This window comes from Candidatus Edwardsbacteria bacterium (assembly GCA_018821925.1).
Taxonomy (GTDB): Bacteria; Edwardsbacteria; AC1; order AC1; family EtOH8; genus UBA2226.
In genome coordinates this window covers 1-8,712 of record JAHJLF010000004.1, presented here as the reverse complement: position 1 = coordinate 8,712, position 8,712 = coordinate 1, and the positions used below count along the sequence as shown (strand labels likewise).

The window sequence follows — 8,712 nt, the reverse complement described above, 5'->3', positions numbered from 1 at the left end:
GAAATGAACACGTCATTCCCGCAGAAGCGGGAATCCAGAAAAATGCCTGGATGCCTGCTTTCGCAGGCATGACACTTTAGCGAAAAAATCATACCAAGCATTCATTCCTCGAAGGCTGCACTAAATATGTAAACTATTCAATGCCCCCATTAATAATATTGATATCAGGAGAGTTCCTTTGACCGACAGTCATAAAAAACATATCACCATCTCCGAGGGAGCCACCAGTTTTACCAAGGACTATCTGGGCCTTCCGGTGATAGACCGGGACGGAGTCAAGATCGGCAAGGTGGCCGACCTGGCGGTAATGATGGGCGAGGAGTTTCCCTGGGTATCGTCGGTGGCGGTGTTGGTAAAGATACGGGTCAGCCTGCTGGGGACGGCCAAATTCGAGGCCATCATCCCCTGGAAAGCGGTGAATACGGTTGATGACGATAGGATTGTTTTAAAAATAGCCTACAGCGAGATCAAACCGGGCAAGCTGGAGAAAGGCGAACTGTTGTTCAAACGCCATGTGATGGACCAGCAGATAGTGGACAACGATGGCCGCCGGCTGCTGCTGGTCAACGACGTCAAGCTCCGGGCGGCGGGCGAAGCCTTGGTGCTGGTGGGCGTGGAAGTAGGCATCAAAGGCCTGCTTTACCGTTTGGGGGCCGGACGCCGGCTGGAGAGGGTGGCCCGAATGATGAATGTCAAGATAATGGAGAATATTATCATGTGGGACCTGGTGGAGCAGTTTGACGATCAGATGAAACTGATAAAGCTGTCCATATCCCAGGAAATGCTGAAGGATCTGATGAATTTATGAAACACGCATCCCATTTTTTAAACCAGGATATGATGGGGGAGCATATCAACGAAAAAATATACAATGCCGTGGCGGTCATCACCGTGGCCGGCATCGTTGCGGTCACCCTTACTCTTCTGGTCCTGACCATAATTGGAAAAGCCTAAAAATTATCAATCCCTGATTTTAAGGAGGTTATATGGCTACCACCGGGAAGTCGCTGGCGGTTTATATCATAGCCGGAATATTGATATTCTTTGGAATATTGTTTCTGATGTCCGCCCGGGCCGAGTACACCCCCAACCCTGGGGGTCGCATCATCACCGGTCTGGTTCTGATAGGGGTGGGAATATTTGCGGCGGTGATGGCCAAACGCAACGAGCCCAAACAAAAGATTGAGATCACCCAGAAGATAGACCTCTCCGGCTCGGTCAAGCCCGAGGAGATGAAATGCCAGCAGTGCGGGGCACCGTTAGACAGGAACTCGGTGGCGGTCAAGGAGGGTGCGGTATTTATTAATTGCCCGTATTGCAAGGGGACCTACCAGATCACCGAAGAACCGAAGTGGTAAGTTTTGTCAAAATTGGACATAACTATGCAAATTTTGCTTGCCGCGGATATTGTTTATTGGCAGGTAGTTATGGGCCGACGATTCTTTGATTCTATATCTTGCAAAGTTTGACAACAAATATAGGCCAAGCAGCAATAGTTTATTATTTTAATATCTTGCGATACAAGAAGTTAAAATTTATGAAAATCCAATAATGGGCATAAAATATGCATAAGTTATATACTTAGGAATGTTTTATTTATGATCCAAATTTCAATAATTAAGGAGAAAAGTATGAAAACAGTGATGTCTGTGTTGCTGCTTTTGTTTGCTTTAACAAATATATCCTGGGCTATGCCGCCACTGGAGGGGATCAAGGAGCCAGAGGCCCTAAAGGCTATGCGGCTGAAAGGGATGGACAGCCCAAAGCGGGGCCTGGAAAGAGAACTGAGCATCAAATCCAAAGATGCTAAGATATCCGGCAGCCGCAGTTATCCTGTGATACTGGGTTATTTTACCAACCTGGCCGCCATCAATACCCAGGCCCAGTTTCAGGCCATGCTGTTCAACCGGGGCACCGGGGTCAAGTCGGTGAACAACTACTACCGGGACATGTCCTACAATGCCATGAGTTGTTCCGGAAAAGTTGACAATTGGCGCACCAGCAACAATACTGTTGCCTATTACTCGGTCAACGATGGATTAAACGGGGGCACCACCGGGAACACATATGAATTCATCAGGAGAGTCTTGGCCAACGCCGATGTCTTCATAAATTTTGCCGATCCCAACTATGACATGGACCATGACGGCTACGTTGATGTGCTGTGGGTGGTTCACGCCGGCAAGGGGGCAGAAGAAGGCGCCGCCGCCATCTGGTCGCACAGTTTTTACCTGTCCGGTTTTGGCGGAGGGGCTACCTACTACACCACCGGGGATATCAGCCCCTACACCGGCACGGCGGTTCGCATCAACGATTATATCATAAATCCAGAGCGCACCAATTACGCCGACGGCAATAATACCACCACCGAGATGATTGGAGCCGGAGTTTATTGTCATGAGTTCGGGCACGCCCTGGGCCTGCCGGATCTTTATAATACCGCCAGCGGCGGACCCGGCATAGGCAATTGGTCAATCATGGCCGGCGGAAGCTGGGGCGGCAACGGCAATACCGGAGCCACTCCGGTCCAGATGGACGTCTGGTGCAAGCGCTTTCTGGGCTGGATAACGCCCTTAAATATCACCAAAAACCAGGGTTTTTCTTTCAGCGCTACCCTGTCCGATTCACACCATACCACGGCCCGGCTTTCCAAGCTTGGCAGCATGGCCACCTCTCAGTTCTGGCTTATTGAGGACCGTCGTTCGGTTGCCACCGGCCCGGTCAGCGGAGTGGCCTGGGATCAGTATATTTACAGCTCCGGCCTGGCTATATATCATATCGACAGCACTTATACCACCACCACCTATCTGAATGCAAATACAGTCAACGCCTCAAATACCCGGGCCTACGGCGTGGCATTGGAGGAAACCGACCAGACCTCGGCCAGCTATACCTCGGAGCTGTACAACGGCAACAACAGCGGCGATGCCGCCGACATGTGGAACAGCACCACCCAGGCCAATTTTGACAGCCTGGGTACAGCTTATCCGGTCACTTACTTAAACAACGGGACCAGCCGCTCCGGCATCGCCGTCCGCAAGATACCGGCGGCAGGCAAGGGCGGGGATTTCAGCAAGGCCATGTTTTGCACCTTGTATGTGATACCGGGGCAACCGCCCGTTCAAGCTGTGGAACTGAGCTATTTTACGGGAATGATTTCCAATCACAAACCATTTCTTGCCTGGCGAACCGAGAGCGAGCATTACTGCTCACACTGGGAGATCTCCCGGACCAAAGACTCGGAGGAGGAATACAAACTGCTGGCCAAGATACCCGGGAGTTTGACTTCCAACCAGCCCCAGGAATACAGCTATGCCGATGAAAGCCTGACGGAGGGTGGCAGTTATTATTATCTGCTTACCGAAGTGGATGTCAACGGCGAAAAAACGCCTTACGGACCGGTGAATATCGTGGTTTCGTCCTTGGTGAAAAGATCAGAACTGGCGCTGCTCCCCTGCTATCCCAATCCCAGCCGGGGCGAGATCACTTTCAAATATTCACTGCCGGCCGAAGGCAACGTAAACATCAAGGTTTTCAACATTCTGGGCCAGGAGGTTCGGAATGTTCACAATGACCGCAGTCCGGCCGGGGCTAACATTGTCCCCTGGGATGGCAAGGACAACCAGGGAAGAATCCTGCCTAACGGGGTTTATGTGTACCAGCTTGTCTCCGGCAATCAAAGGATCACCCGGAAAATGACCATTCTTAAATAATACTTAACCATTATCAGTCGCCCTTGTCAAAGGGCGACTGAATTTTTGTTGAAATTATTTTCATTAAGTGGTATCTTTAATAAAATAATGTAAAAAGGAAATTTATATGAAAAAAAACTGGCTGATGGCAATATTTCCCGGTGCCCTGGCGCTGATGGTCGTTTCCCTGGTGGTGGCCCTGTTCATTGTAAAATTATTGTGGGCCTGGACCATCCCTGACCTGTTCCCCGGCGCGGTGGAGCAGGGCCTGATCGCAAGAAGCATCTCCTGGCTGACATCACTCAAGGTTGCCATATTGGTGGCGGTGTTCGCCGGCATTGCCGGGGTGCGTAAAGACCGGGATTGATCTGATCATGGGCCCTTCAGAGATCAAAGCCAACGATGTAAATATCGTGTATCATTTTGTCCGCAGTTCCGGTCCGGGCGGACAGAATGTCAACAAGGTAGCCACCGCAGTCCAGTTAAGATTTGATATCGTTCGCGCCAGGTCGTTATCCGAAACAGTAAAGGAAAGAGTTTTTAAGCTGGCGGGGAACCGGATCAATTCCCAGGGCATCTTAATCATTGATGCCCGTAAATACCGCACCCAGGAACGCAACAAACAGGATGCACTCGACCGGCTGAATGCGCTGATCCTTAAAGCATCGGCCAGGGAGAAAAAACGGGTGGCCACCAAGCCCAGTTATGGGTCCAAGCTTAAAAGACTGGATGGGAAACGTCTCCAGGGACGGAAGAAGGTCAATAGAAGAAAAGCTGTTTTAACGGATTGACCAATAGATGCCGGCATCAGCGCGCTCTCATTATCTAAACGGAGGAGCTATGTTTGATAACAAGGAAAAACTGATGCAGAAGGTCGCGTCCCTTCCCAAGGGTAGCCTTTCGCCCAGCCACCGCTACTGGTGCCTAACCTGCAAAATGCTGTTCACCATGGACCAGCCGGTGTGCCCCTTCATGCCCAAGATGTGCATCAATACCCCCATCCCCATTGAGGTAATGCCCCTGGAGTCGTCCATCTGCCTGGAAAAACTGGGGCTTTTTTACCCTAAAATCCCGCAAAAAATAATGTCATTCCTGGCCACCGGCGACTTTGGCAAGATCGGGGACGGATTGTTTAACGCCTATCTGGGGTTTTTGAACGACTGGGGGGTAAAATACAGAAACGAAAAGCTTCAGACCGTAAAAAGCTTCATCCTTATTGTAAGCGGCTGTGAAACAGCCCAGCGGGTAACGGAGGAAGAGGTCACTTTTATAATCACCGACCTTGGGAAAATCTGGAATAAGGATAAGTTGTTCGATCTGCTGAACGCCGTAATTCCGGTATTCAAGGATGTTTTGAGCATCAGCCAGGCCATCAAACTCGACGAACTGGAGATCACGGGAGACGTTCCGTCCGGGAAATACTACTGTTCAATGTGCCGTAAATTCTTCGAGTTCTCCACCCAGCGTGATACCATCACCTGCCCACTGATGGCCCAGAAATGCATGGCCACCCCCACTGATATCGCCCAAGCCAAGTACCCGCTGGACGACCTGGCCAAGGTCTATCAATACACGCCGGATATTTATAAAAAATTGATATCGATCTTCCCCCCAAACCCCGCAGCGGGTAAATATTTGGAAAAGCTTTTGGCCGATGAATGGCATTTCCCCCTGGAGGAATACGCTCTGGGCCGGCTTAAGTCCGCCCTCGGTTTGGATCAAAGATAGATCATTTTCAGCCGCCACCGGGCGGCTTTTTTCTTGTATTCTATCAATAAATAAGTTACAATAAAAACATGAGATACTTCAAATTCATATCATTTGCCGTCGGGATTTTATTATTGCTGTCTTGCGCCGGGCCTTATATCCGGAGCCGGGAGATGCCCCGAGAGGAGATGCAGCGGCGGCAGGAGATCGTGGAATGCGCCAAGGGTCTGGTAGGGACCAAGAACCTGGCCTCTTTGAACAAATGCTTCAAGAATGATTGTTCCGGTTTCGTCATCGGGGTATATCGGCTGATGGGCTACCGGGTGGATATCAGATCGCACAGGAAGAACCGATCCTTGTCCGAAATGCTGTTTTTAAGCCTGCAGGATAAAGGCATGGCCTACCGCGAATACCAGCCCAATATCGGGGATGCGGTGTTCTTCAAGAATACCACCGACGTGGTCTACGACCGGATAACTCACATGGGCCTGGTGGAGGAGATATTTCCGGACGGGACGATAACAATCATTCATTATAGCTCGGGGATGGTTACCCGGATCAGGATGAACCTGAAAGACCCCTACCGGGAAAAGAACAGCCGGGGAAAGGTGATCAATAATTATCTCAAGCGGGACGATGCCGGAGCCGGGAAGAGAAACATTCTGGCCGGAGCGTTGTTCCACTCCTATGGGGATATCTATAATTATTGCCGAAGAAATAAAAGATAGCACAGGGAGAAAGATATGGCGGACAGTAAAATGCCTTCCCACCACGGCGTTAAACAGGTGCCGAAAGGCAGCTATCCCAACGATACCCTCAAACTGCTGATAGAACGGGGAAGCTGCCGGAATTTCACCAGTAAAAAGATCCCGCCCCGGACCATGGATCACATCTTAAGGGCCGGGGCTCACGCCGCCACTGGGGGCAACCTGCAGCCCTATTCGGTCATAAAAATAGAAAACTCCCGAACCAATAAGAAACTGGCCGAAATGTGCCACCAGCCTTTTATCGGGCAGGCTCCGGCCAACCTGTTGTTCTGCCTCGACTGGCGGCGTTTGGAGCGCTGGGCCAAACTGGAAGGCGCGCCCTTCACCGCCAATAATTCCTTCCGTCATTTCTGGATATCTTTCCAGGATGCCATCATCTGCGCCCAGAACATCTGCACCGCGGCCGATTCACTGGGCCTGGGTTCGGTGTATATCGGGACGGTGATGGAATTCTTCCCCCGGCTGAAAAAGATGTTCAAACTGCCCAAGGGGGTTTTCCCGATCGTTCTTTTGACCCTGGGATATCCCAAGAGCAAGCCCAAGTCCAGGAAGAAACTTCCTCCGTCGGTAGCGGTGCATAACGAAAGATATTCCGACCTGACGGATGCCGCCCTGCTAAAAGCCTTTGACGATAAGTATCCCGATGTAAGGATTGAGCTGACGCCGGATCGCCTGAAAAGATTCCAAAATGTATGCCTGAAGGTGGGCGGCAAGAGATTTGCCGATAACTGTGTCGCCAAAGCAAAGGAACAGGGGTATATCAATCCAGTCCAGCGCTATTTCGGATTGCATTATGTGGCCGATCTGATGGTCCAGGGTAATGGCCGTTTTTTAAAACAATTTGAAGCCTCTGGATTCGGGTGGTTCCGTGATTTCAAACTGAAGGGCGGAAAATGACGCAATCAGGGCAAGTAAGATGGAGCCGCTGTAAAGCGGCTCTTTCCTGTCGGGGTTGACATGGCTTGAGCCTTTTGATATAATGTAAGTGAGTGTTAACTAACATAGAGATCGTTTTATTATGCCAAAGCCCCAAAGGCGCAAGCCTACCGAAACCAGAAGGAAGGAGATCGTGGCCACCGCCCAGAAATTCATGATCGAGCGGGGGGTTTACGCCATTACCATCAAGAATATCGCCTACCTGAACGGGATATCCGAAGCGGCGGTATACCGGCACTTCAAGAGTAAGCGGGACATCCTGGGGGCCATCATTGACGACGTGGAGATCAAAATGATGGAGACTTTTGACCAGGCGGTAGTCCGGGATTCCGACCCCATCAAAAAACTTAAGGATATCATGAGGTCCCATCTTATTTTTACCGAGAAGAGGAAAGGAGGCCTGTTCGTTATTACCTCGGAATGCATCCATCTGAACGATGATTTTTTGAGAAAAAAAATACTGAAAGTTATAGACAACTATACAAGTCGTATCGGGGGACTGCTGAATGAAGCCCGATCCAGAGGGCTGGCCTGCCCGGAGATGGGCATCAAGGAGGCCAGTCTGATGTATTACGGGCTGATCCAGACCGCGGCTACAGATTTTACCCTGAGGAGCTACGATGTTCCGCCTATCAGTAAATTCGAACACCTGTGGCGTTTCTTTTGCAACGGGATCAATTACTGCAGGGATGCCGTAAACTGATAACCATATCAACGCATAGATAAGGAGTGAATATGAAAAGATTAGCAACGATCATGATTATTGCGGGGCTTTTTGCCGGGGGCTGCGCCAAGAAACAGGCGGTTGAACAGAAGGAAACGACCGCTCAAGCCCAGCAGGAAGCCAAGGCTCCCGAACCGCCAGTCCAGAAGCCGGAGCCTAAATTGGAATTCAAAACGGTATATTTCGATCTGGATTCATATGAGCTGAAGGACGAATACCGAAAAATTCTTTCCGTGATATCCGTGGCTCTCAGGGGCAAACCCAGTGTGACGATCCGGCTGGAGGGGCATTGCGACGAAAGGGGAACCATCGAATACAACCTGGCCCTGGGCGAGAAAAGGGCCAATGCCGTCAAGGGATACCTGGTAAACTTGGGGACCTCCGGAGCAGCGTTCAAGACAACCAGTTACGGCAAGGAACGTCCGGCGGCATTGGGACACGATGAGGCTAGTTGGGCAAAGAACCGCCGGGTGGAATTTATAATAGAAAAGCAGTAAATCGGTTCCCCGGCTTCTCATCCAATCCAATTGTACCTGATACCGGTTGTTCGGCGGATAATCATTAAAAACATCAAAAGGCTTCAACTATGTTTTTTGTCTGGTTTAAACTGGTATTGCTGGTAGCAGTGATCGTCTTCGCCGGCTCCAAGTTGTCGCGTTACGGCGATATTTTGGGCGAGAAGCTGGGGCTATCGGGCAGTTGGATAGGGGTGGTGCTGCTGGCCGCGGTGACCTCCCTGCCGGAGTTGTTCTCGGGCATCTCCTCCTCGGCCTTGGTGCGCCAGCCGGATCTGGCCCTGGGGAATATCTACGGAGCCTGCGTGATGAACCTGGTGGTGGTGGCGGTGATCAGCACCCTGCATACCGAGGGTCCGATATCTGCCAGG

General features: G+C 50.8%; 12 protein-coding genes. All 12 read left to right on the top strand.

Annotated elements, in window-relative coordinates; all coding sequences use genetic code 11:
* The first annotated feature begins 178 nt into the window (after positions 1 to 178).
* The gene (locus KJ869_00310) at positions 179 to 808 is read left to right on the top strand and encodes a PRC-barrel domain-containing protein (GenBank protein MBU1575633.1); all 630 of its coding nucleotides are present in this window, start codon (positions 179 to 181) and stop codon (positions 806 to 808) included.
* Positions 805 to 954 carry a hypothetical protein gene (locus KJ869_00305; GenBank protein ID MBU1575632.1) on the top strand — a complete coding sequence of 50 codons (150 nt, stop codon included), beginning with the start codon at positions 805 to 807 and terminating at the stop codon, positions 952 to 954. The genes KJ869_00310 and KJ869_00305 overlap by 4 nt, the downstream gene beginning before the upstream one ends.
* Before the next feature lie 32 nt (positions 955 to 986).
* Positions 987 to 1,358, top strand: coding sequence for a hypothetical protein (locus KJ869_00300; protein MBU1575631.1), 372 nt, complete (start codon positions 987 to 989; stop codon positions 1,356 to 1,358).
* Between the two features lie 273 nt (positions 1,359 to 1,631).
* Positions 1,632 to 3,713, top strand: a complete 2,082-nt coding sequence (locus KJ869_00295) for a M6 family metalloprotease domain-containing protein (GenBank protein ID MBU1575630.1) — start codon at positions 1,632 to 1,634, stop codon at positions 3,711 to 3,713.
* Positions 3,714 to 3,819: 106 nt separating this feature from the next.
* A complete protein-coding gene (locus tag KJ869_00290; protein ID MBU1575629.1) occupies positions 3,820 to 4,059 on the top strand; it encodes a hypothetical protein in 240 nt (79 codons plus the stop codon).
* 7 nt (positions 4,060 to 4,066) lie between these two features.
* The gene (arfB, locus tag KJ869_00285; GenBank protein MBU1575628.1) at positions 4,067 to 4,483 is read left to right on the top strand and encodes an aminoacyl-tRNA hydrolase; all 417 of its coding nucleotides are present in this window, start codon (positions 4,067 to 4,069) and stop codon (positions 4,481 to 4,483) included.
* Positions 4,484 to 4,532: 49 nt separating this feature from the next.
* Positions 4,533 to 5,420, top strand: coding sequence for a hypothetical protein (locus KJ869_00280; GenBank protein MBU1575627.1), 888 nt, complete (start codon positions 4,533 to 4,535; stop codon positions 5,418 to 5,420).
* A gap of 68 nt (positions 5,421 to 5,488) precedes the next feature.
* A complete protein-coding gene (locus tag KJ869_00275) occupies positions 5,489 to 6,127 on the top strand; it encodes a CHAP domain-containing protein (GenBank protein MBU1575626.1) in 639 nt (212 codons plus the stop codon).
* Positions 6,128 to 6,142: 15 nt separating this feature from the next.
* A complete protein-coding gene (locus tag KJ869_00270; GenBank protein ID MBU1575625.1) occupies positions 6,143 to 7,063 on the top strand; it encodes a nitroreductase family protein in 921 nt (306 codons plus the stop codon).
* Positions 7,064 to 7,184: 121 nt separating this feature from the next.
* Positions 7,185 to 7,805 carry a TetR/AcrR family transcriptional regulator gene (locus KJ869_00265; protein MBU1575624.1) on the top strand — a complete coding sequence of 207 codons (621 nt, stop codon included), beginning with the start codon at positions 7,185 to 7,187 and terminating at the stop codon, positions 7,803 to 7,805.
* A 53-nt stretch (positions 7,806 to 7,858) separates the two neighbouring features.
* On the top strand, positions 7,859 to 8,323 hold the full coding sequence (pal, locus tag KJ869_00260) for a peptidoglycan-associated lipoprotein Pal (protein MBU1575623.1): 465 nt from the start codon (positions 7,859 to 7,861) through the stop codon (positions 8,321 to 8,323).
* 89 nt (positions 8,324 to 8,412) lie between these two features.
* Positions 8,413 to 8,712, top strand: a 300-nt coding sequence (locus KJ869_00255) for a sodium:calcium antiporter (protein ID MBU1575622.1), incomplete at its 3' end; no start/stop codon positions are given.

Bases quoted from the DNA above. Each gene is read 5' to 3' on its own strand.
- KJ869_00305 (MBU1575632.1), top strand. From the start codon at position 805: ATGAAACACGCATCCCATTTTTTAAACCAGGATATGATGGGGGAGCAT.
- KJ869_00300 (MBU1575631.1), top strand. From the start codon at position 987: ATGGCTACCACCGGGAAGTCGCTGGCGGTTTATATCATAGCCGGAATA.
- KJ869_00295 (MBU1575630.1), top strand. From the start codon at position 1,632: ATGAAAACAGTGATGTCTGTGTTGCTGCTTTTGTTTGCTTTAACAAAT.
- KJ869_00290 (MBU1575629.1), top strand. From the start codon at position 3,820: ATGAAAAAAAACTGGCTGATGGCAATATTTCCCGGTGCCCTGGCGCTG.
- arfB (MBU1575628.1), top strand. From the start codon at position 4,067: ATGGGCCCTTCAGAGATCAAAGCCAACGATGTAAATATCGTGTATCAT.
- KJ869_00280 (MBU1575627.1), top strand. From the start codon at position 4,533: ATGTTTGATAACAAGGAAAAACTGATGCAGAAGGTCGCGTCCCTTCCC.
- KJ869_00275 (MBU1575626.1), top strand. From the start codon at position 5,489: ATGAGATACTTCAAATTCATATCATTTGCCGTCGGGATTTTATTATTG.
- KJ869_00270 (MBU1575625.1), top strand. From the start codon at position 6,143: ATGGCGGACAGTAAAATGCCTTCCCACCACGGCGTTAAACAGGTGCCG.
- KJ869_00265 (MBU1575624.1), top strand. From the start codon at position 7,185: ATGCCAAAGCCCCAAAGGCGCAAGCCTACCGAAACCAGAAGGAAGGAG.
- pal (MBU1575623.1), top strand. From the start codon at position 7,859: ATGATTATTGCGGGGCTTTTTGCCGGGGGCTGCGCCAAGAAACAGGCG.